The 22,198-nt window shown below is 67.2% G+C and carries 20 protein-coding genes and 1 tRNA gene; 12 read left to right on the top strand and 9 right to left on the bottom strand.

The features are described 5' to 3' along the window. Positions 1-531 (top strand): GNAT family N-acetyltransferase, encoded by a 531-nt coding sequence (locus ACFE77_RS10150; RefSeq protein ID WP_375421521.1) that lies wholly within the window; start codon positions 1-3, stop codon positions 529-531. Between the two features lie 319 nt (positions 532-850). On the opposite strand, the gene ACFE77_RS10145 is transcribed toward ACFE77_RS10150, so the two are convergent. From ACFE77_RS10145 to purM, 4 genes are read right to left on the bottom strand one after another with little or no spacing between them, the layout of a single operon-like run. After that, positions 851-1,465, bottom strand: a complete 615-nt coding sequence (locus ACFE77_RS10145; RefSeq protein ID WP_375421520.1) for a hypothetical protein — start codon at positions 1,463-1,465, stop codon at positions 851-853. After that, complete coding sequence (locus tag ACFE77_RS10140) at positions 1,462-1,821, bottom strand: MmcQ/YjbR family DNA-binding protein (protein ID WP_375421519.1); 360 nt, start codon at positions 1,819-1,821, stop codon at positions 1,462-1,464. The genes ACFE77_RS10145 and ACFE77_RS10140 overlap by 4 nt, the downstream gene beginning before the upstream one ends. Next, on the bottom strand, positions 1,818-2,384 hold the full coding sequence (gene purN, locus ACFE77_RS10135) for a phosphoribosylglycinamide formyltransferase (protein WP_375421518.1): 567 nt from the start codon (positions 2,382-2,384) through the stop codon (positions 1,818-1,820). The genes ACFE77_RS10140 and purN overlap by 4 nt, the downstream gene beginning before the upstream one ends. Further along, positions 2,374-3,477 (bottom strand): phosphoribosylformylglycinamidine cyclo-ligase, encoded by a 1,104-nt coding sequence (gene purM, locus ACFE77_RS10130; RefSeq protein WP_375421517.1) that lies wholly within the window; start codon positions 3,475-3,477, stop codon positions 2,374-2,376. The genes purN and purM overlap by 11 nt, the downstream gene beginning before the upstream one ends. Before the next feature lie 62 nt (positions 3,478-3,539). Between purM and ACFE77_RS10125 the strand changes: the two genes are divergently transcribed. Genes ACFE77_RS10125 through ACFE77_RS10110 form a run of 4 tightly spaced genes read left to right on the top strand, consistent with a single transcriptional unit; the run spans position 3,540 to position 9,078 of the window. Beyond that, entirely contained in the window at positions 3,540-4,793 is a 1,254-nt protein-coding gene (locus tag ACFE77_RS10125; RefSeq protein ID WP_375421516.1) for a heavy-metal-associated domain-containing protein, read from the top strand. Next, positions 4,790-5,425, top strand: coding sequence for a chromosomal replication initiator DnaA (locus ACFE77_RS10120; RefSeq protein ID WP_375421515.1), 636 nt, complete (start codon positions 4,790-4,792; stop codon positions 5,423-5,425). The genes ACFE77_RS10125 and ACFE77_RS10120 overlap by 4 nt, the downstream gene beginning before the upstream one ends. Beyond that, complete coding sequence (locus ACFE77_RS10115) at positions 5,422-7,587, top strand: RNA degradosome polyphosphate kinase (RefSeq protein WP_375421514.1); 2,166 nt, start codon at positions 5,422-5,424, stop codon at positions 7,585-7,587. Before ACFE77_RS10120 ends, ACFE77_RS10115 begins: the two co-directional genes overlap by 4 nt. Continuing rightward, a complete protein-coding gene (locus tag ACFE77_RS10110; protein ID WP_375421513.1) occupies positions 7,588-9,078 on the top strand; it encodes a Ppx/GppA family phosphatase in 1,491 nt (496 codons plus the stop codon). It begins immediately after the preceding gene. Between the two features lie 141 nt (positions 9,079-9,219). Here the strand turns inward: ACFE77_RS10110 and rnd are convergent, their stop codons facing one another. After that, positions 9,220-10,386, bottom strand: coding sequence for a ribonuclease D (gene rnd, locus ACFE77_RS10105; protein WP_375421531.1), 1,167 nt, complete (start codon positions 10,384-10,386; stop codon positions 9,220-9,222). A 116-nt stretch (positions 10,387-10,502) separates the two neighbouring features. Between rnd and aspS the strand changes: the two genes are divergently transcribed. Further along, entirely contained in the window at positions 10,503-12,299 is a 1,797-nt protein-coding gene (gene aspS / locus ACFE77_RS10100; RefSeq protein ID WP_375421512.1) for an aspartate--tRNA ligase, read from the top strand. Positions 12,300-12,336: 37 nt separating this feature from the next. After that, on the top strand, positions 12,337-13,113 hold the full coding sequence (locus ACFE77_RS10095) for a polyphosphate kinase 2 family protein (RefSeq protein WP_375421511.1): 777 nt from the start codon (positions 12,337-12,339) through the stop codon (positions 13,111-13,113). A 31-nt stretch (positions 13,114-13,144) separates the two neighbouring features. Here the strand turns inward: ACFE77_RS10095 and ACFE77_RS10090 are convergent. Beyond that, positions 13,145-13,218, bottom strand: a tRNA-Cys gene (locus ACFE77_RS10090). Between the two features lie 210 nt (positions 13,219-13,428). On the opposite strand from ACFE77_RS10090, the gene ACFE77_RS10085 reads away from it, so the two are divergent. The 4 genes from ACFE77_RS10085 to ACFE77_RS10070 are packed head-to-tail and all read left to right on the top strand — an operon-like array spanning position 13,429 to position 18,291. Continuing rightward, positions 13,429-14,109 (top strand): protein-L-isoaspartate O-methyltransferase, encoded by a 681-nt coding sequence (locus ACFE77_RS10085; protein ID WP_375421510.1) that lies wholly within the window; start codon positions 13,429-13,431, stop codon positions 14,107-14,109. Beyond that, positions 14,106-15,611, top strand: coding sequence for a TolC family outer membrane protein (locus ACFE77_RS10080; protein WP_375421509.1), 1,506 nt, complete (start codon positions 14,106-14,108; stop codon positions 15,609-15,611). Before ACFE77_RS10085 ends, ACFE77_RS10080 begins: the two co-directional genes overlap by 4 nt. 30 nt (positions 15,612-15,641) lie before the next feature. Further along, a complete protein-coding gene (locus ACFE77_RS10075) occupies positions 15,642-16,211 on the top strand; it encodes a DUF2497 domain-containing protein (RefSeq protein ID WP_375421508.1) in 570 nt (189 codons plus the stop codon). Between the two features lie 46 nt (positions 16,212-16,257). Further along, a complete protein-coding gene (locus ACFE77_RS10070) occupies positions 16,258-18,291 on the top strand; it encodes a prolyl oligopeptidase family serine peptidase (RefSeq protein WP_375421507.1) in 2,034 nt (677 codons plus the stop codon). 23 nt (positions 18,292-18,314) lie between these two features. On the opposite strand, the gene ACFE77_RS10065 is transcribed toward ACFE77_RS10070, so the two are convergent. From ACFE77_RS10065 to ACFE77_RS10055, 3 genes are read right to left on the bottom strand one after another with little or no spacing between them, the layout of a single operon-like run. Continuing rightward, complete coding sequence (locus ACFE77_RS10065) at positions 18,315-18,755, bottom strand: hypothetical protein (protein ID WP_375421506.1); 441 nt, start codon at positions 18,753-18,755, stop codon at positions 18,315-18,317. After that, positions 18,752-20,032: a hypothetical protein gene (locus ACFE77_RS10060; protein ID WP_375421505.1), complete on the bottom strand. Its 1,281-nt coding sequence runs from the start codon at positions 20,030-20,032 to the stop codon at positions 18,752-18,754. The genes ACFE77_RS10065 and ACFE77_RS10060 overlap by 4 nt, the downstream gene beginning before the upstream one ends. Positions 20,033-20,048: 16 nt before the next feature. Continuing rightward, a complete protein-coding gene (locus tag ACFE77_RS10055; protein ID WP_331011935.1) occupies positions 20,049-20,258 on the bottom strand; it encodes a hypothetical protein in 210 nt (69 codons plus the stop codon). A 129-nt stretch (positions 20,259-20,387) separates the two neighbouring features. On the opposite strand from ACFE77_RS10055, the gene ACFE77_RS10050 reads away from it, so the two are divergent. Further along, a partial coding sequence (locus ACFE77_RS10050) for a valine--tRNA ligase (RefSeq protein WP_375421504.1) occupies positions 20,388-22,198 on the top strand: 1,811 nt, incomplete at its 3' end.

Raw genomic sequence — 22,198 nt, 5'->3', positions numbered from 1 at the left:
GTGACGGGTTCGCCCATCTGGCGATTGCGGCGCGCGTCCCCCGCGGACGCGCCCGCGGTCGCGATGATCGCGCAGGCGAGCTTCCTCGAAACCTTTGCGGGGATCCTGGCCGGGCCGGACATCGTCGCCCACTGCGCCAAGAACAGTTCGCCGGCGAAATTCGCGAGTTGGGCGGCGGACGCACGCGCGGTGGTGATGGTGGCCGAGCATGCGAAGGGCGCCGCGCCGATCGGCTACACATTGCTGGTCCCGCCCGATCTGCCCATCGAGCTGCGCGCGACCGACATCGAATTGCGCCGCATCTACGCCCTGTCGCTGGCGCACGGCAGCGGCCTGGGACGCGCGATGATGGACTGCGCGATCGACGATGCGCGGGGGCTGGGGATGACCCGGCTGCTGCTGGGTGTGCTCGGCCGCAACATGCGGGCGCGAGCGTTCTACGAACGCAGCGGGTTCGTGGTGGTGGGGGAGCGGCAGTATCTGGTCGGCAGCACGCTGTACGACGATCTGGTCTACGCGCGCGACATCTGAGGCTGGTCCACGGTCACGATTCCACCATCCCGACGGCAAGGCCACCACCGAGTTTACGCCACCCCGGCGTCCTTATACCACCCCGGCGAAGGCCGGGGCCCAGGTGGAAAGCTGGAGTAACGGCGCGCAGCGCCCGACTATTGCCGCCTCGTAACTGGGCCCCGGCCTCCGCCGGGGTGGTAGGAGCAGGTAGCGGCTCTCTCTCTCTCTCTCTCTTTCTTTCTTTCTCTCTCGAGCGTGCGCTCCCTCGCATCGTGCTCCCGCGAAGGCGGGAGCCCAGTACTGTGTCCCCGCGTTAGCGGGGACACATGTCCGAGGTTTATCGCTTGGTGACCGCAGGCTTCACCTTCGCCCACGCTGCATCCAGTCGCGCGACGTCGCCGCGGCCTTCGCGGAGGCGGAAGTCGGTGATCTTCAACGATCGCCCGAGCAACACCCGGCCACTCGTCTGCCACACGACGTCGTAGAGCGCGGTGCGGGTCGCCTTCACATCGTCGACGCTATAGTCGTAGCGCACCAGCACCGGCAGCCGCCCGGCGGCGTCGTCGGCGCCGCCGTCGGTCAGCTTCAGCAGCGGTGCGGCGAACCAGTCGCGGTCGATCCGGTGGTCGACCGCATCCTTCGCCGCGATGCCGAGCGCAGTGGGGAAGGTCACGCGCACGTCGCCGAGCGCGTGGCTGTCGTCGCGCAGCAGCGTCACCGACGCGCCGTCGCTCGCGACCTGCCCCTTCAACTCGAACCGTATCCGCTCGCGCTGCTGGCTCGCTTGCGTGGCCGCCTTTTCGGCATTGTCGGCGCGCCGGTCCGACCAGTTGCTCCACAGGCCAAGCGCCGCGATGACGACGCCGGCGATCGCGAGGATCTCGGCGAGCGTCACCCAACGCCGCCGGGTGGCGGCAGCCTCGCGGCGTTCGGCGGGCGTCTCGTTGGTCATCGTCCGCCGGCTTCCAGCAGGCGGCGGGGCGCGGCGAGTTCCCAGCTGCGCGCGACCCGGTCCTCGACCAGCGCCCAATCGGGTTCGCCCGCGAGATCGACCGAAACCCACCCCGCCGACGCGAGGTAGGAAGGCAGCGAGTAGGTCTCGGGCGCGGCCTCGATCAGCATCGCCTGTTCGTCGCTGCCGCCGGTGCGCACGCACACGACGTGGCAGCCGTCGCCATGGTGATCGTCGCGGACCTGTGCGAACTGCTTCCCCGCGACGAAGAAAGTCGGTTGGCCGTGGCTCTCGCGTTCTTCGGTTTCGGGCAGCGCCAGGGCGACCTCGCGGACGCGGAGCAGTTGATCGGTCATTGTCGCACGAACTCCGCAAGGACACGGGGGTAGAGCGCATGCTCGGCGATCAGCACGCGCGCGGCAAGCGCATCGGCATCGTCGCCGGGCAGGATCGGCACCGCCTGCTGGCCGAGCACCTCGCCGGCGTCGAGTTCTTCGGTGACGATGTGAACCGAACAGCCCGCCTCGGCATCGCCCGCGTCGATTGCGCGGGCGTGGGTGTCGAGTCCCTTGTAGTTGGGCAGCAACGACGGGTGGATGTTGACGATCCTGCCGCGCCACGCCGCAACGAACGCGTCCGACAGCAGCCGCATATACCCCGCGAGCGCGATCACCTCGACTCCCGCATCCCGTAGCGCGGTGTCGAGCGCGGCTTCATAGGCAGGCTTGCCGATGCCCTTGGGCGACAGCGCAAAGGTCGCAAGGCCGCGGTCGCGGGCCCAGGCGAGGCCCGGCGCGTCGGGCTTGTCGGAGGCGACGAGCGCGACGTCGATCCCCGCTTCGACTAGCGCCATCATGTTCGATCCGCGGCCGGAGATCAGCACGCCGACCCGCTTCGGCCGGCCGGCTTCATGCGGCATGCGTGGCGGTCCAGTCGGCGCGCGCGCTCCACGTCTCGGTCGAGCCGCGCACGGTGCAGCCCCTCGCGCCCGTCTCGACCCGTCCGATGGCGTGCACGGTCTCGCCGCTGGCGGTAAGCGCCGCGGCGACATCGGCGGCATCGTCGGCGGCGACGATCACCGCCATGCCGACGCCGCAGTTGAAGGTACGCGCCATCTCCTCCGGCTCGATCGAGCCCTGAGCTTGCAGGAACGCCATCAGCCGCGGCTGTTCCCAGGCATCGGCGTCGATTGCCGCATGAGCCTGTTCGGGCAGCACGCGGGGGATGTTCTCCAGCAATCCGCCGCCGGTGATGTGCGCCAGCCCCTTGATCCGCCGCGCCTTCAGCAGCGGCAACAGGCTCGATACGTAGATCCGGGTCGGCGCCATCAGGTGATCGATCAGCAGCTTGTCCTGATCGAACAGCGCTGGCCGATCGAGCTTCCAGCCGCGATCGGCGGCGAGACGGCGGACCAACGAGAAGCCGTTCGAATGCACCCCGGACGAGGCGAGGCCGAGGATCACGTCGCCCGCCGCGATCTCGCGACCGGTCAGCACCGCGTCGCGCTCGACCGCGCCCACGCAGAAGCCGGCAAGGTCGTAATCGCCGGGCGCGTACATGCCCGGCATCTCCGCAGTCTCGCCACCGATCAGCGCGCAACCGGCCTGTTTGCACCCTTCCGCGATCGAAGCGACGACGCGTTCGGCGATGCCGCCCTCCAGCTTCGCGCAGGCGTAGTAATCGAGGAAGAACAACGGTTCGGCGCCTTGGACGACGAGATCGTTGGCGCACATCGCGACCAGATCGATGCCCACGCCTTCGTGCCGATCCCACTCGATCGCGAGCTTCAGCTTGGTGCCGACGCCGTCATTGGCGGCGACGAGCAGCGGATCGACGAAGCCCGCCGCCTTCAGATCGAAGAAGCCGCCGAACCCGCCCAGATCGGCGTCGGCGCCGCTCCGCCGGGTCGATCGCGCGAGGGGCCCGATCGCGCGGACCAGGGCGTTGCCCGCCGCGATCGACACGCCGGCATCGGCGTAAGTGTAGGGTGCGGCGGGGTTGTCGGTGGTCATGCGGGATGCTGCTATCGATATCCCGCTTGGATTTCCACGTCTGGTTCGCCAAAAGGCCGCGGATGCGTGCCCGTTCCCCGTCGACCCTGCTGGCGATCGCCACGCTTCTCGCCGGGGCGGCTGCGATCGCGCAAGTCGACGCGGGCCCCGATGCAAGCAAAGGCGCGACCCCGATCGACAGCTCGGGCAGCTACGAAGTCAGCGGGATCTCGGTCGATTTCGCCGCCAAGACCGCCGACGCGGCGCGCTATGGCGGTTGGCGGGTGGCACAGCGCAAGGCTTGGGTGCAGCTGTCGAGCCGTCTCGGCGCGGGTGGCGCATCGGTGTCCGACGGGACGCTCGACCAGATGGTGTCGGGCATCGTCGTCGAGAACGAACAGATCGGCCCGACGCGGTACATCGCGAAGCTCGGCGTGCTGTTCAATCGCGCGCGGGCGAGCAGCCTGCTCGGCATCTCCGCCTACGCCGATCGATCGCCACCGATGCTGGTGATCCCGCTCCAAGTCTCGGGCGGCGTCGCGACCGCGTTCGAGCGCCGCAACGACTGGCAGGAGGCGTGGGCGCGGTTCCGCACCGGCAACAGCAGCGTCGATTACGTTCGCCCATCGGGCACCGGCGCCGATTCGCTGCTGATGAACGCAGGGCAGGTGCTTCGGCCGGGTCGCGGCTGGTGGCGCACGATCCTCGATCAATATGGCGCGGACGACATCCTGGTCCCGGTGGTGCGGCTGTACCGCACCTATCCCGGCGGGCCCGTCATCGGCGTGTTCCAGGCGCGGCACGGGCCCGACAATCGCGAACTCGGCAGCTTCACGCTGAAGGTCGGCACCGCGGCGGGGCTGCCGCAATTGCTCGACGTTGGCGTCAAGCGCCTCGACGAACTGTACCAGCGCGCGCTGCGCGGCGGCGCGCTGCGGCCCGACTTCAGCCTGCAACCGCCGCCGACCCCGGCGCCCGAAGCGGTCGAGGAGACCGTCATCGAGGATATCCTTCCCGGCGACACCGGCCTGCCGGCGACGACCGGACAGGAAACGGCGGTCACCATCCAGTTCGACACGCCGACGGCATCTGCGGTCGCCAATACCGAACAAGCGATCCGCGCGATTCCGGGCGTGCGATCCGCCGCGACCACCAGCCTCGCGCTCGGTGGCCTGTCGCTGCTGCGGGTCACGTTCGACGGCAGTCCGGAGACGTTGCGGGCGGCGCTCGAGTCGCGCGGGTATCAGGTGCTCGGCAGCGGGCAGACGATCCGCATTCGTCGGGCGCCGCGGCTGGTCCCGGCCGATCTGCCACCGGACGGCGCGCCCGCGGGATGAGCCAGATCGCGCTGCCGCTCGCCTGGCCCGACGATCCGCGCGACGACGCTTTCCTGGTCACGCCATCCAACGCGCGCGCGGCGCACCAGCTCGAACATTGGGGCGCCTGGCCGGTGATGGCGGCGGTACTGACCGGCCCACGCAAATCGGGGCGCAGCCTGCTCGCGCGGATCTTCGCGGCCAAGAGCGGCGGTACGATCCTCGACGATGCGGAGCGGCAGAGCGAGACCGCGATCTTCCACGCTTGGAACACCGCGCAGGCGGATCGCCGGCCGCTGGTGATCGTCGCCGACGCAGTGCCGCCGGAATGGGCGGTCAAGCTGCCCGATCTCAGGTCGCGGCTGGTGGCGAGCACCCATGTCGCGATCGGGGCGCCCGACGACGCGCTGATGCGCGCGCTCTTCACGCGGCTGTTCGACCGTCGTGGGCTCGATGCGCGCGCCGACCTGATCGACTGGCTCGCCGCGCGGGTCGAACGGAGCCATGTCGCGATCCAGCGCGTTGTCGACGTGCTCGACCAGGAAGTGCTGGAACGGCGCAAGCGGCTGTCGATCCCGCTCGCCCGAACCACGCTAGCCGAGGCCGGCATTGTCACGAGCCAGCAATCCTCTGTCCCTAGAACCGACCGATGACCCGTCCCGCGCACATCGCCCATCTCGCCGATCCCGACGACGATCCCTTCGTCCCCGAGGCGAGCGACCGCTATTTCAACCGCGAGCTGTCGTGGTTGGCGTTCAACCGGCGCGTGCTGGAGGAGGCATGCAACAGCGCACATCCGCTGCTCGAACGCCTTCGCTTTCTATCTATTTCCGGATCGAACCTCGACGAATTCTTCATGGTCCGGGTCGCGGGGCTGAAAGGGCAGCAGCTGAAGGAGGTCGATCGCCGGTCGGCCGACGGGCTCACTGCCGGGCAGCAGCTCGGCGCGATCACCGAAGAGGCCGACGCGCTGATGGCGAGCCAGCAGGCGGTGTGGGGTGACCTGCGCAATGCGCTCGACGAGGCGCGGCTCCACGTGCTGCGCCGCGACGAGGTCGACGCCGAGGCCGCGGAATGGCTCGAGACGCATTTTCGCGAACAGATCTTCCCGATCCTGACACCCCAGGCGCTCGATCCCGCGCACCCGTTTCCCTTCATCCCCAACAAGGGGTTGTCGGTCATCTTCGATCTGGTGCGCCGATCGGACAAGGAGCCGGTCCGTGAACTGGTGATGCTGCCGATCAGCGCAGCACGGTTCGTGAGGATTCCCGGCGAGCCCGCGCGCTACGTCACGATCGAGGCGATCCTGAAGCGGTTCGCGCCGTTGCTGTTCCCGGGCTACGACATCGGCGGCGCCGCCGCGTTCCGGGTGCTGCGCGACAGCGACATGGAGATCGACGAGGAAGCCGAGGACCTGGTCCGCTACTTCGCCAATGCCATCAAGCGCCGGCGCCGTGGCCGCGTGATCCGGCTGGAACTCGAGACCGGGATGCCGGAGGCTCTGGCCGCAGTGTTACGAAGCGAACTCGGCAAGACCGACGCGATCATCACCGAAAGCGGCAATCTGCTCGGCATCGGCGACCTCGACACGATCGTAGACGAGAACCGGCCCGACTTGAAATTTCCACCTTATGTGCCGCGCTTCCCCGAACGAATCCGCGAGTTCGGCGGCGATTGCTTCGCGGCGATTCGTGCGAAGGACATCATCGTCCACCACCCGTACGAGAGCTTCGACGTGGTGCTGGAGTATCTGAAGCAGGCCGCGGTCGATCCCGACGTGATTGCGATCAAGCAGACGCTGTACCGCGCCGGCAAGCAGCCCGCAGTTATCAACGCGCTGATCGCGGCGGCCGAAGCGGGCAAGTCGGTCACCGCGGTGGTCGAGCTGCGCGCGCGGTTCGACGAGGAGCAGAATATCTACTGGGCGTCCGCGCTGGAGCGGGCCGGGGTGCAGGTCGTCTACGGCTTCCTGGAATGGAAGACCCACGCAAAGGTGTCGATGGTGGTCCGGCGCGAGGGCGGCAAGTTCCGCACCTACTGCCATTTCGGGACGGGCAATTACCACCCGGTGACCGCGCGGATCTACACCGATCTCAGCTTCTTCACCGCCGATCCGCGGATCGGGCGCGATGCTGCGCAATTGTTCAACTACGTCACCGGCTATGTCGAGCCGGTAGACATCGCCAAGGTCAGCTTGTCGCCGCGCGACCTGCGCAGCGACCTGATCGCACTGATCGATACCGAAATCGCGAACGTCCGGGCGGGGCAGCCCGGCGGCGTCTGGGCGAAGATGAACTCGCTGGTCGATCCCGCGATCATCGAGAAGCTCTACGAGGCGAGCGGCGCGGGCGTGGAGGTCGAGTTGATCATCCGCGGGATCTGCTGCCTGCGGCCCGGCGTGCCCGGCCTGTCGGAGAACATCCGCGTGAAGTCAGTGATCGGCCGCTTCCTCGAACACAGCCGCATCTTCGCTTTCGGCAATGGCGCCGCACTGCCCAACGACGGCGCGCGGGTGTTCATCTCGTCGGCGGACTGGATGCCCCGCAACTTCGACCGCCGCGTCGAATATATGCTGCCGATCGAGAATCCGACGGTACATGATCAGGTGCTCGACCAGGTGATGGTCGCGAATCTGATCGACACCGAACAAAGCTGGGAGCTGGAGCCGGATGGCCGCTATGTCCGCGACGAGCCCGGCGACAAGCCGTTCAACCTGCATCGGTATTTCATGATCAATCCGTCCCTTTCCGGCCGCGGCGCGGCACTCGGCGCCAGCGACGCAGTGCCGACGCTCTCGCTTCGGCGCCGCCGCTAGGTGGCATTGTTCGCGCGCAAGGCCGCCGCCGGTACGGCGGAAGCGCCGCCGCGCACGGCGATCATCGACATCGGCTCGAACTCGATCCGGCTGGTGGTCTACCAGGGGCATCCGCGGGTGCCCGCGATCCTGTTCAACGAGAAGGTCATGGCCGGGCTCGGCCGTAGCCTGGCGACGACGGGGACGATCGACCGCTCATCCTTCAAGTCCGCGGTTGCGGGGCTGGCGCGGTTCGCGGCGGTCGCGCGGGAAATGGAGGCGGACGTGCGTACCGTCGCCACCGCCGCGGTTCGCGACGCGTCGAACGGTCCTGCGCTGATCGCGGCGGCGGAGAAGCTCGGCCTAACCGTCGAACTGCTGTCGGGCGAACAGGAAGCGGTGGCGGCAGGGCAGGGCGTGATCTCCGCGCTGCCCGAAGCCGACGGCATCGTCGGCGATTTGGGCGGCGGCAGTTTGGAACTGGTTCGCGTTGTCGCCGGCACGATCACCGACCGCGTGTCCTTCCCGCTCGGCGTGCTGCGTATCGCTCCGCTGCGGGCGCGACGCGACAAGACGTTCGAGCGTCACGTGGTGAAGCTGATCCGCGACGCCGGTTGGGCCGGGCGGGGCAAGGGACTGCCGCTCTACATGGTCGGCGGATCGTGGCGCGCGCTGGCCAAGCTCGACATGATCGACTCGGGCTATCCGCTGCCGATCATTCACGGCTACACGCTGTCGGCAGCGACCGTGACCCGGCTTGGGCGGGTGATCTCGCATCTCACCAAACAACGTCTGCGCGCGATCTCCGGCCTTTCCTCGGGGCGTGCGACGACGCTCGGCGACGCGGCGGCGCTGCTCGGGCTATTGCTGCGCGAGCTCGGCAGCACCACCGCGATCGCGTCGTCTTTCGGGCTGCGCGAGGGCCTGCTCTACGGCAATCTCGATGCCGAGACCCGCGCGCTCGATCCGCTGATCGTCGGCACCCGCGAGGAAGGGAGGCTGCTCGGGCGCTTTCCCGAACATGGCGACCTTCTGAACCGCTGGATCGCGCCGCTGTTCGCCGGCGAACCGCCTGGTCTCTCCCGCATCCGCCACGCCGCGTGCCTCCTCGCCGATGTCGGCTGGCATGCCAACCCCGATTTCCGCGCCGAACGCGGTGTCGAGATCGCGCTCCACGGCAATTGGGTCGCGATCGAAGCCGCCGAGCGCGCGATGCTGGCACAGGCGCTGTACGTCAGCCTCGGGGGCGGACCGCTGCCCCCTGAGCCGCTCGGTGCACTCGCCTCACCCGCGGAGATCGCTATCGCCGCGCAATGGGGGCTGGCGATCAGGCTGGGCCAGCGCCTCTCCGGCGGCATCGCCGCGCCGCTCAAGCGATCGCGAGTCGCGGTCGAGGGTGGAGCGCTGATGCTGCACCTCGAGGCGAACGACCGGGCACTCTACGGCGACGCGGTAGAGCGTCGGCATGCTGCGTTGGCGGCACGCATGGGGTTGGCCGCGAAGCTGGGGTGACGGTCGTCCCGATTTAGCCGGCTCTCCTGCGAACGCAGGAGCCCAGGGCTACAAGCGCTACCACCGGAGGCTCTGGGTTCCTGCGTTCGCAGGAACACGGCGTTCGTTGGCTAAACGCTCCGCGTCCACCGACGCGCGCCCCTATTCCGTCCGCGTCATCTTCAGCTTGCCGCCGATTACCGCGAAAGCGAGGCGGCCCTCGACGAGATCGAGCGCATCGCGGCCGAACTGGTCGAAGCGCCAGCCCTCCAGCATCGGCAGCCCGGTACGCGCGCCCGCGGCCAGTGCCTCCAGCTCGTCGGTGCGCGCGAGTAGTTTCGACGCGACGTCGATATCGCGCGAGCGGATCTTCAGCAGCAGTTTCAGCAGGTCCGCGACCAGCGAACCGTCCTTGCCGAGGCCCGGCTTGCGATCGTCGCGCGGCGGCAGCTCGTCGGGGCCGAGCGGCGCCGCGTTCTCCAGCGCCGCCATCATCCGCGCGCCGATGTCGTTCTGCGCCCAGGTTTGCGACAGCCCGCGGACCCGCGCCAGATCGGCCTGCTTGCGCGGGGGGTGGCCGGCGATGTCGCCGAGGGTCTCGTCCTTCACGATGCGGCCGCGTGGCAGGTCCTTGGCCTGCGCCTCCAGCTCGCGCCAGCGAGCGAGCGCCTTCAGGCGGCCGAGCACGTCGGGCTTGCGGCCCGCGATCTTGACGCGCTTCCACGCCTGGTCGGGATCGTTCGCATAGTTGGCGGGATCGGCCAGCCGTTCCATCTCCTGGTCGAGCCACACGCCGCGACCGGTTTTGCGCAATTGCTCGAGCATCTTGGGGAAGATTGCGGACAGATGCGTGACGTCGCCGATCGCATAATCGATCTGGCGCTCGTCCAAGGGCCGGCGCGCCCAGTCGGTGAACCGCGCGCCCTTGTCGATCTGGATGCCGAGCCAGCTGTCGACCAGATTGGAATAGCCGATCTGTTCGCCCTGGCCGAGCGCCATCGCCGCCACCTGGGTGTCGAATAGCGGGTGCGGAGTCTTGCCGGTCAGGTTGTAGACGATCTCGATGTCCTGTCCGCCGGCGTGGAAGACCTTCAGCACGTCCTCGTTATCGGTCAGCAGTTCGAGCAGCGGGGTCATGTCGAGCCCCGGCGCCATCGGATCGATCGCGGCGGCTTCGTTAGTGTCCGCGATCTGGATCAGGCAGAGTTCGGGGTAATAGGTGCTCTCGCGCATGAATTCGGTGTCCACCGTCACGAAGTCGGCGGCGCTGAGGCGGGTGCAGAGATTGGCGAGGGTCGCGCTATCTGTAATCAACGGGTGTACGTGCATCACACCGTCCATAGCCATACCCGTCCGCCTTGACAAAGTGCGTTGCGCGCCGGAAGCGCCCGGGCTCGTACCCGCCGGCGCAATCCGGCGCGAAATCCTGACGAGAAGACCCGATCATGCACGCCTATCGCACCCATAACTGCGCCGCACTTCGCCCCGAACAGGTCGGCGAGCAGGTCCGCGTCTCGGGCTGGGTCCACAAGAAGCGCGATCATGGCGACCTCGTCTTCATCGACCTGCGCGATCATTACGGCATCACCCAGATCGTCACCGACGTATCAGGGCCGGCGTTCGCGATCATCGAATCGCTGAAGAGCGAGAGCGTGGTGACGATCACCGGCACCGTGACTGCGCGCAGTGCCGAGGCGGTGAACCCGAACCTGCCGACCGGCGGCATCGAGGTCCGCGCGACCGAGGCGGTGGTGCAGAGCCACGCGGGCGAGCTGCCGATGCCGGTGGCGAGCGAGAATGAATATCCCGAGGACATCCGGCTGCGCTACCGCTTCCTCGACCTGCGGCGCGAGCGGCTCCACGCCAACATCATGCTGCGCAGCCAGGTGATCACCTCATTGCGCAACCGCATGAACGGGCAGGGGTTTACCGAATTCCAGACCCCGATCCTGACCGCCTCGTCGCCCGAAGGCGCGCGCGATTATCTGGTGCCGAGCCGGGTTCATCCGGGCAAGTTCTACGCGCTGCCCCAGGCGCCCCAGATGTTCAAGCAGCTGCTGATGGTCGCGGGCTTCGACCGTTATTTCCAGATCGCGCCGTGCTTTCGCGACGAGGATGCGCGTGCCGATCGGTCGCCGGGCGAATTCTATCAGCTCGATTTCGAGATGAGCTTCGTCACCCAGGACGACGTGTTCGCCGCGATCGAACCCGTGCTGCACGGCGTATTTGAGGAGTTCGCCGACTGGCAGGGCAAGGGGCGGACGGTTTCCGCGCTGCCGTTCAAGCGCATTCCATACCGCGAATCGATGCTGAAATACGGCAGCGACAAGCCGGACCTGCGTAACCCGATCGTGATCACCGACGTCTCGGATCATTTCCGCGGATCGGGCTTCGGCCGGTTCGCTTCAATGGTCGAGGGCGGCGATGTCGTCCGCGCGATTCCTGCGCCGGGCACCGCCGAGAAGAGCCGCAAGTTCTTCGACGAGATGAACAGCTGGGCACAGAGCGAGGGCTTCCCGGGGCTCGGCTACGCGACCCAGAAGGACGGCGTGTTCGGCGGCCCGATTGCGAACAATCACGGGCAGGAGGGGATGCAGGCGATCGCCGCATCGCTCGGCATCGGTCCCAACGACGGGATCTTCTTCGCGGCCGGCAAGGAGGCTCAGGCCGCGAAGCTCGCCGGCCTGGCGCGCACCCGGGTCGGCCAGCAGCTGGGGCTGATCGACGAAACGCGATTCGAATTCTGCTGGATCGTCGACTTCCCGATGTTCGAATATGACGAGGACGCGAAGAAGGTCGACTTCAGCCACAATCCGTTCTCGATGCCGCAGGGCGAACTGGCCGCGCTGGAGACGCAGGATCCGCTCGATATCCTCGCCTATCAGTACGACATCGTCTGCAACGGCGTCGAACTGTCGTCGGGCGCGATCCGGAACCACCGGCCCGAGATCATGTACAAGGCGTTCGAGATCGCGGGCTATACGCAGGCCGATGTGGACACCAACTTCGCTGGCATGATCAACGCGTTCAAATGCGGCGCGCCGCCGCATGGCGGATCGGCGCCCGGGATCGACCGGATGGTGATGCTGCTCGCGGGCGAGCCGAACCTGCGCGAGGTCGTGCTGTTCCCGATGAACCAGCGCGCGGAGGACCTGATGATGGGCGCGCCCAACTACGCCACGGCGAAGCAACTGAAGGAACTCAACATCAAGGTGACGGTGGACGGCCCCAAGCCGGGCTGATCGGCGTTACCCTGCGCGCAACCTGGAGACACCGCGCATGAGCATCGACCTCGCCGATTACGAACGCGGCCGCCGCTACAAGGGCGATTACAAGAGCGACCTCGCCGATCTCCAGGAACGGCTGGAACACATTCAGGTCGCGCACATCGTCCACCACAAGGCGGCCGTCGTGATGCTCGAAGGTTGGGACGCGGCGGGAAAGGGCGGCATCATCCAGCGCCTCACCGCGGAATGGGACCAGCGCAACTACGAGGTCTACCCGATCGCCGCGCCCACCGCGGAGGAGAAGGCGCACGACTTCCTCTGGCGCTTCCGAACGCGGATGCCTGCACCCGGCAACATCGTCGTGTTCGACCGCAGCTGGTACGGCCGCGTGCTCGTCGAGCGGGTCGAGGGCTATGCCACGCCCGAAGAGTGGCAGGCAGGCTATGCCGAGATAAGCGCCTTCGAGGAAGCGCTGGTGGAGTCGGGCACGACGCTGGTCAAGCTGTTCGTCCACACCAGCCAGGAAGAGCAGGACAAGCGCCTGCTGGCGCGGCTCGACGATCCGTGGAAGCGGTGGAAGACCGGCCTAGACGACTTCCGCAACCGCGCCCGCCGCGCCGAGTATCTGGCGGCGATGCACGACATGTTCGCGAAGACCGACACCGCGGGGGCACCGTGGCACGTGATCGACGGCGGCAACAAGAAGGCAGCCCGGATCGAGGCGCTGACGATCGTAGCCGATGCCCTGGCGAAGGAGGTTCCGATGGACCCGCCCGAGCTGGACCCCGAAGTAGAACGGGTCGCGCGTGAGGCGCTGAAGGGCGCCTAGTGCGGACGCTCCCCGCGTGCTGGTAAAAGGATGGAGGCCCGACCGGGAATCGAACCCGGGTGCAAGGATTTGCAGTCCTCTGCGTCACCACTCCGCCATCGGGCCAAGGCGGCGCCAGATGGGGGGTTTTTGGGCGGCGGTCAACCGGGATCGGTGAAACTATCGGTCGCCTCAGCCCTGACCGGAAAGTCGCGTGCTTATCGAAACCGTCGTGAGTGCGCGTCCGCCGCTTGGCTACCCGGACGCTGCGCGATACAAGCCGGTTGTGGAATTAGTGTATTGCATGGCTAAGACAGCTGTGCGACAGGGGTGGCCATGATTACGAGCATCGACAGCAACGTCTCCGGCGGCACCGATCATCGCGCGATGCGGCATGCCATGGTCGCAAGCCAATTGCGCACCAACGCAGTTAGCGATGTACGGATCGTCGAGGCGATGGCCCGGGTCCCGCGGGAGGCATTCGTGCCCGATGCGGTGAAGTCGATGGCTTATCGCGACACCGCGCTGCCCGTTGGAGATGGTCGCGCGATCAACCTGCCGATCGCGACGGGCCGGCTGCTGACCGAGGCGTATCTGCTCGCTACCGATCGCGTGCTGCTGGTCGGGGCCGCTGGTGGGTATACCGCCGCCGTGCTGGCCGAGATCGTCGCGCATGTCGTTGCGGTGGAGGAGGATCCGGAACTCGTCGCGATCGCGCAGACTGCGCTGGCGGGGTTCGGCAACGTCGATCTTGTCGAGGGTTCGCTCGCCGCCGGCTATGCCGATGGTGGCCCCTATGACGTGCTGGTCATCGACGGCGCGATCGAAGCGGTGCCGCCGGCCTTGGTCGCGCAGGTCGTGCCGGGTGGGCGCGTCGTCAGCGGCGTCGTCGATCAGGGCGTTATTCGGTTGGCGAGCGGTCGCAAGACCGACGGTGGGTTTGGGCTCGCCGCGTTCGTCGATAGCGACTGCGTGGTGCTGCCGGGCTTCACCAAGCCGCAGGGCTTCCGGTTTTGACGCTGCGTCTGCTGCGTATCCTGCTGCTGGCGGGGATCGCCGCGACGCCGGCCGGCGCGGAGACGCTGCGCGAGGCGCTGGCGAAGGCCTATGCCAGCAATCCGACGATCACCGGGCAGCGCGCCGCGCAGCGCGCCACCGACGAGGCGGTGCCGATCGCGCGATCGAACGGCCTGCCGGGCATCAACGTCAACAGTTCGGTAATCGACAATTTCCTGGTCGCCAACAACAACTTCATCAACCCGGAACGCACCGCGTCGGGATCGCTCAACCTGTCGGTGCCGCTCTACCAGGGCGGCGCGGTGAAGAATTCCGTACGCGCCGCGGAAACCCGCGTCGATGCGGGCCGCGCGACGCTCCGCGGTGCCGAGGCGACGACCTTCACCAACGTCGTCGCCGCCTATCTGAACGTCATCCGTGACGAGGCGATCACCTCGCTCAACCAGCAGAATGTCCGTGTGCTCGAGGTCAATTTGCGCGCGAGCCGCGACCGGTTCCAGGTCGGCGACCTGACGCGGACCGACGTCGCGCAGTCGGAGGCACGGCTGGCGCTGGCACGCGCGCAGTTGCAGCAGGCCGAGGCGCAGCTGATCACGAGCCGCGAGAACTACATCCAGGTGGTCGGCTCACCGCCGGTCGCGCTCGAGGAGCCGCCGGCGCTGCCGAACCTGCCCAGTTCGCCGACGACGGCGGTCAGCGTCGCATTGGAGAACAACCCCAATCTTATCGCGGCACGGCGCCAGGCGGACGCGACGCGCTACGACATCAACGTCGCCCGTGCGAACCGGCTGCCGCGTGTCGCTCTCGTGACCGGGCCCAATTACTTCAACTATCTCGGCTCGCTGCCGGCGGGCAGCCCGCAGCCTAATTCTGGCACATCGGCATCGGCTGGCGTGCAGCTGACCCTGCCGCTGTTCCAGGGCGGTCGGCCTGCCGCGCAGGTGCGTCAGGCGCAGGCGCAGCGCAGCCAGGCGCTGGAGAATGTTACCGGCACCGAGCGCGCGGTGATCTCGCAGGCGCGGTCCGCCTATGCGATCTGGCAGTCGTCGCAGCAGGTGATCGCGTCGTCGGAGACCGCGGTCAACGCCAACAAGCTCAGTCTCGAGGGCGTCCGCGCCGAGAACAGCGTCGGCACGCGTACGATCCTCGACATCCTCAATGCCGAGCAGGAATTGCTCAACAGTCAGGTGACGCTGGTGACCGCGCGCCGCGATGCGTATGTCGCGGGCTTCGCGCTGCTCGCGGCGATGGGCAATGCCGAAGCGCGCGACCTCGGGCTGGAGGGCGGCGCGCTGTACGATCCTGTCGCAAACTATCGCCGGGTTCGCAACAAGATCAACGACTTCGCCAGTGACAGCGAGCCCGTCCCGGTGTCCGTCACGACCGCGCAGACGCCGCCGCAGACCGCGGTGGTCAGCAAGCCGCTCGATCCGTTGCTCGACACACCGGTTGACAGAAGCCCAGGGTTGACGACAGGTGCAGCCTCGCCGAACCGCCAATAAGGGCGTCGGCGCGCGTACGGGATGCTTCGCATGGGGGACATCAGCGCCGAACCGTCGATGGAGGAGATCCTCTCGTCGATCAAACGGATCATCGCCGAGGAAAGCGAGCCGGGCCAGTCGCGTCCGCGTCGCCCCGGCCCATCCGCGGACGTCGCCCGAGAGCATACGCCCGCCGCGCCACCGCCGCCGACTGTACGTGCCGAGGAGGTCCTCGAGCTGAGCGACCCGATCCGGCAGCCGCCACCACCGACACAGACGGCTGCACCGACGCCGATCGCGGTCGCGACGACACCCGCGCCTACGCCAGCGCCCACGCCCGTGCCCACGCAACGGGTCGACGCGCCTGCTGCCACGGAGCCTGCCGAGACAGCGGCCGAGCCGATCGTCTCGCGTCAGGCCGCTGCCGCCAGTCGCGGCTCGCTGGAGGCGCTCAGCAAGATGCTGGTGAAGCCCGAGCCGGACAGCGACGGCACGCTCGAAGGGCTGGTCCGCGAGATGCTGCGGCCGATGCTACGCGACTGGCTCGATGCCAATCTGCCGACGCTGGTGGAGACGATGGTCGCGCGCGAAATCGAGAAGATCACCGCCCAGCCGAAGTAAGCGTGGGGCCGTTGCCGGGTGCGGCGAGGTCTGCTCTACATCAAGCATGAAGCACCTCATCGCTGCCGGCCTTCTCGCGCTGGCGATCGCCGAGCCCGCCGCTGCTCGCCAGCTCACCATCGACGACGTGACCATGTTGAGCCGCATCGCCGCGCCTGCCGCGTCGAGCGACGGCCATTGGCTGGTCTGGCAGCAGCGCGAAACCGATCTCGCCGCGGATCGCGGACGGACCGACCTGTGGCGGCTCGATCTGACCCGCAAAGGCGCCAAGCCCGAGCGGCTGGTTGCCGAGGCCGACGTCAACGAGGGTACGCCGCAATTCTCCCGTGACGGCAGGACCGTCTACTTTCAGTCCGACAAGGGTGGTGACGACGCGATCTGGGCGGTCGCGGTGGCGGGGGGCGAACCACGCAAGCTGACCGGCTTCCAGGGCGGGTTCGGCGGCTTCGAGGTCGCGCCTACCGACGACCGGATCCTGGTCTGGGCGGATCGCAAGCCGGGGGCGCCGAGTCTCGCGCCGGCGCTGGAGAAGAAGGATCCGAATGCAGGCGCGGCGCGGGTCTATGACCAGTTGTTCGTGCGGCATTGGGACGCGTGGGCGTACGGTAACCGATCGCAGTTGTTCGTGCTGCCGCTCACCGCCGAGGGCGCGCCGGGGGACGGCGTCGCGGTGTCGCGCGCGCTGATCGGCGACGCGCCCTCGAAGCCGTTCGGCGGCGGTGAAGAAGTGTCGTGGAGCGCGGACGGCAGGACGATCTATTTCGCGCTGCGCGAGGCCGGCCGGATCGAGTCGCTCTCGACCAATCTCGACATCTTCGCCGTGCCCGCGGACGGCTCCAGCGCGCCGGTCAACCTGACCGCGGCCAATCGCGCGACCGATACCCTCCCCACGGTATCGCCCGACGGTCGGACGCTTGCCTGGGTGGCGATGAAGCGGCCGGGCTATGAAGCAGACCGGCAGGTGCTGATGGTGCGCGACGTCGCCAGCGGGCGAGTGCGCGCGCTGACCGAGAGCTGGGATCGGTCGATCGCATTCGTAGCTTGGGCACCCGATTCGCAAACGATCTACGTCACCGCGGAAGACACGCAGGAGAACCCCATCTGGTCGGTCGATCCGGCGAGCGGCAAGGTCGCGCGGCTCACCCAGCAAGGAAACGTGTCGGCGGTGGTGCCGACCACGCGCGGCGTGGTGTTCGCGATGAATAGCTTGGTCGCGCCCGACGATCTCTACCGGCTGGTCGGCAAGCGAACGACGCGGCTGACGTCGGTCAACGCGGAGAAGCTTTCCGGGATCGACATGCCGACGGTCACGCGGTTCAATTTTACCGGCGCCAACAACGACCGCGTCTGGGGCTATGCGGTGCGCACCGCGGGCAGCACCGGCAAGGTGCCGATCGCGTTCATGGTCCATGGTGGGCCGCAGGGGTCGAGCAACAACAGCTGGTCGTACCGGTGGAACCCCGCGGTGTTCGCGGGCGCGGGCTACGGCCTCGTCGCGATCGATTTCCATGGATCGACGGGGTACGGCCAGGCCTTCACCGATGCGATCCGCAACAATTGGGGCGGGTGGCCGCTGGACGATCTGAAGGCCGGGTTGAAGGCGGCGACCGACCGGTTCGGCTGGCTCGACGCAGACAATGCTTGTGCGCTCGGCGCGTCCTACGGCGGCTATATGATGAACTGGATCGAGGGCAAATGGCCCGACCGGTTCAAGTGCGTCGTCCAGCATGACGGCGTCTTCGACGCTCGAGCGATGGCGTACGAGACCGACGAGCTATGGTTCGACGAATGGGAGCATGGCGGCAAGGCGTACCATGAGGATCCTGCGGCGTTCGAGAAGTGGAACCCGGTCAATTACGTCAACGACTGGAAGACCCCGATGCTGGTGATCACCGCCGAGAAGGACTTCCGCATCCCCTATACGCAGGGGCTGGCGGCGTTCACCGCGCTGCAACGGCGCGCAATTCCGTCGCGGCTGGTGGTCAATCCGAACGAGAACCACTGGGTGCTGAAGCCGAAGAACAGCCGGCAATGGTACCGCGAAGTGCTCGGCTGGATGAATCGCTGGGTGGGGAAGTAGGGGGGGTGTGACACCCCTTCTCGTCACCCAGGATCAAGTCCGGGATTACGCGTTGGTGGGGTGGCTGATCCGCGACATCGCTTACCGAACCGGGCGTGGCACTCACCGCAGCCGAGGTCCGCGCCGCGCCGGTATTCGGTCGCGCCGCAGCCCGCCTTTGCCAGCCGACCATCGAACTCCCGCATCGTCGTGACTGGCCATTCCGCCGCCTCACCCTCGAACGTCACGATCAGTTCGTCGCTCCCGACGATGCCGTCGCAGCGAAAACTGCCGGGTCGCAGGATCGTGAACAGGTCGCGCGCCAATGGGCTGAAGCGGGAGAAGGTGCTGATCCGTACCTGACAGTCAGGAAAAACGTCGAGCAACGATGGCGACACCGGTGCGTCCAGCACATAGCGAAACTTGGCGCGGTCGACGCAGTCGAGATCCTGCGTCGCGACTACGCGCCTGGGCGGCGACGTCATGCCCCGCGGGTGATGCGGAACACCGACGCAGTATCGCCCATCGCTGTGCAGCGGTCGACAATGGACCGATAGGCGTCGGGGCGGCGACACAGATCGTCGTAGAACCGCTCGGTGAGCGCCGGACGTTCGTGGATCGCGCCGTTGTAGACGAGGTTCATCATGCCCCGGAACCCGCCCGGCAAGAGATAGGTGGTCGCGAAATCGGCCGGCCCGTAGAGATCGAGATAGCCGATGCTCTCATAATCGTCATGGACGACGAACACCGCCTCTCGCTCGCTCAGGTCAGTGCAATGGATTCGGCCCCACCCGCAGCAGTCGAGGATCGCGATCATGCCCGCGATCCGATCCTCGCGGGTCCGGCACATTGGCTCGACCAGCGCGGCCCATTCGGGCGAGCGCCAGATGCCACCGAAGGTCCTGAAGCCGCAGCGGTGACCGGCTTCCTCCAGCAGCGTCTCTACCAATGTGCGGCCTTCGGGACCGTGACATCGGATCGTCTCGCGCAGAGTCTCGAAGCTGATCCGATCATAGTAGCGATGCGGTTGCCAGGTGATCATGACGTCGAAGTTGCGGACCAGGCCGGCATCGACCTCAGCGTCCCCGAACAGCGGCAGCGATCGGATCGCGGCTCGTATCGCGTCGGGATCCATGTCTTGATCGATCCCACGGCATCGCGACGGCGCGGCCGATAGCGGGCCGAGCCCGACTCCACCGTCGAATAGCGTGAAATTGGCGCCGTCCGGGCGAAGGGTGAAGCGATTGCCGCGGCCGCCGGTCATCGCGCCGCATTCGTCCTGCCCGACGCGGAAATGATCCTGCGGCAGATCGTATATCGCCGCTGCCGCGCCGGCGAGCCAGCCTTGCGTGACGAAGCCGACCGGCGCGTCGGAACGGCCGAATTGGGCGCGCCATCCTTCCGCATAATGCTGGCTGGTGGAGCTGACGGTTCCGCCCGCCTCGCCGATCTCCGCGAAGTCGAGCGTGCCGAGCCCCTGCCAGCTGTAGAGTCGGCTGGCGAAGGCCTTGCGCTCTTCGACGCTCACGATGCCCTGCTGTGCGAACAACGCGGATAGCTGGGCGAACGCCTGTTCGACGCTGGCGCCGATCAGCAGCGGCTCGGCATCGATGATCCCGCCGGCATCCTTCCAGATCGTCCGCAGCAGATAGTTGTTGTAGTAATTGCAGTGCAGGATGTGCGCTTGGTCGGCGCCGGGCTTGCCGACGATCACGCGGCCATGGGCGTCATCCATCGTCACCGGAAACTGCGGGGCGGTCATTGCGCGTTCTCCACCGTCATAACGGGCATGGCTTGCCGGCGACGACGCCGGCTTCGCGACGCAACGCCGCCAGGAATTCGGGCGAGCATTGAGTATCGCGCCGGATCGCGCGCACGCTGAGCTTCTCGCGCGAGGTCGCTTCCATCATCCGTACGTCGAGCCGCGCCAAGGCGAGTACCTCGCCATTGTTGTCGAGCCAGTGGATGATGTCATAGGCAGCCGACATCGGCGATCTTCCGGATAAGTGTTCAGCCTCATCATAGGAGACCGTGCATTGCGCGGGTCCGGGAGGCGGCGAAACCGTGACGATCCGCGCCGGGGTGACGATCGCCGCGACGCGGGTTATGGCCCGCGCATGACCGAACTCACCAAGACCTTCGACCCCGCCGCAATCGAGGCGCGCTGGTATGCGCATTGGGAAGACCGCGGCCTGTTCCGCCCCGAGCGGCCCGGCGCGGAGCCGTGGACGATCGTCAATCCGCCGCCCAACGTTACCGGCAGCCTGCATATCGGCCATGCGCTCGACAACACCTTGCAGGACATCCTCACCCGCCACGCGCGGCTGAAAGGCAAGGATGCGATGTGGGTCGTCGGCACCGACCATGCGGGCATCGCCACGCAGATGGTCGTCGAACGGCAGATGGCCGAACGCCAGCAGAAGCGCACCGACTTCACCCGCGACGAGTTCGTCGCGAAGGTCTGGGAATGGAAGAACGAGAGCGGCGGCACCATCACCGGCCAGCTGCGCCGGCTCGGCTGTTCGATGGACTGGACCAACGAACGCTTTACGATGGACGAGGGTTTTTCGACGGCAGTCCTGAAGGTGTTCGTGGACCTTCACCGCGAAGGACTGCTCTACCGCGACAAGCGGCTGGTGAATTGGGATCCTGGTCTCGGCACCGCGATCAGCGATCTCGAGGTCGAGACGCGGGAGATCGCGGGCAAGTTCTGGCACCTGCGCTATCCGCTCGCCGACGGCAGCGGCACGATCTCGGTCGCGACGACGCGACCGGAGACGATGCTCGCCGACATGGCGGTGGCGGTGAACCCCTCCGACGAACGCTATGCGGCGATGGTCGGCAAGCAGGTGCGGCTGCCGATCACCGGCCGGCTAATCCCGATCGTCGCGGACGAGCATGCCGATCCTGAGCTGGGATCGGGCGCGGTGAAGATCACGCCGGGGCATGACTTCAACGATTTCGAGGTCGGCAAGCGCGCCGGGTTCAAGGCCGGCGACATGCTCAACATGCTCGACGCAAAAGGCGCGGTTGCACAGACCCTGGACGGCTTGATCCCCCAGGCATTCGTCGGGCTCGACCGGTTCGAAGCGCGGGCGGCAGTCATCGCTCAGCTTGAGGCGGAGGGCACGCTGGAGCGGGTCGAGGATCGCACGATCCAGACGCCGTACGGTGACCGATCGGGTGTGGTGATCGAGCCGTGGCTCACCGATCAATGGTATGTCGATGCGGCGACGCTAGCGCAGCCTGCGATCGAGGCGGTGCGTTCGGGCAAGATCCGGATCGTGCCGAAGACTTGGGAGAAGACCTTCTTCAACTGGATGGAGAACATCCAGCCCTGGTGCGTGTCGCGGCAATTATGGTGGGGGCACCAGATCCCGGCGTGGTTCGCCGATGACGGACAGGTGTTCGTCGCCGAGACCGAAGCCGAAGCGCAGCTTGCGGCTGGCGAGGGCGTGGCGCTGACGCGTGATCCCGACGTGCTCGATACGTGGTTTTCCAGTGCCTTGTGGCCGTTCGCTACCTTGGGGTGGCCGGAGTCCCCCTCCCGCTCGCGGGAGGGGCCAGGGGAGGGCCTGTCCGCAGACGCCGACGTCCCTGGTTCCACAAGCCCTCCCCCAGCCCCTCCCGCAAGCGGGAGGGGAGAGTTGGGCGGTCGCTACCCCAACGACGTGTTGATCTCCGGCTTCGACATCCTGTTCTTCTGGGACGCGCGGATGATGATGCAGGGCATCCACTTCATGGGTGATGTGCCCTTCAAGACGCTGTATCTACACGGTCTCGTCCGCGCGGCGGACGGTGCCAAGATGTCGAAGTCGAAGGGCAACACGGTCGATCCGCTCGGGCTGATCGACCGCTACGGCGCCGATTCGCTGCGCTTCTTCATGGCGGCGATGGAGAGCCAGGGCCGCGACATCAAGATGGATGA

It is taken from the genome of uncultured Sphingomonas sp. (assembly GCF_964243315.1).
GTDB lineage: Bacteria > Pseudomonadota > Alphaproteobacteria > Sphingomonadales > Sphingomonadaceae > Sphingomonas.
This window is presented reverse-complemented; position numbering and strand designations above follow the sequence as displayed.